Below are 276 nucleotides of genomic sequence, written 5' to 3'. Positions count from 1 at the left end.
AGGCACACAAATTGGAGGCAGTCGGGCAGTTGACAGGTGGTCTGGCCCACGACTTCAACAATCTCCTGACGGCGATCCTGGGCAGCCTTGAGATCGCCAGGAAGCGGGCCGTCAGGCCGGACGTCCTAGACCTCATCGAAAATGCCATTCAGGGCGCGCAGCGCGGCGCAACGCTGACGCAACGGCTTTTGGCGTTCGCACGACGGCAAGAGCTCAAGATCGACTCGCTGCGGGTTTCCGACGTTGTCGGCGGGATGGCCGACCTGATGCGTCGAA

Annotated in this window: 1 protein-coding gene; it reads left to right on the top strand. The window is 62.3% G+C overall.

The genetic code is table 11. The features are described from left to right. The coding region (locus SB764_RS39840; protein ID WP_410866727.1) for a histidine kinase dimerization/phospho-acceptor domain-containing protein at nucleotides 1–276 on the top strand (276 nt) is incomplete at both ends.

The sequence above is a fragment of the Paraburkholderia sp. SIMBA_027 genome, from assembly GCF_046535315.1.
In the GTDB taxonomy this organism is placed as follows: domain Bacteria; phylum Pseudomonadota; class Gammaproteobacteria; order Burkholderiales; family Burkholderiaceae; genus Paraburkholderia; species Paraburkholderia tropica.
This window is presented reverse-complemented; position numbering and strand designations above follow the sequence as displayed.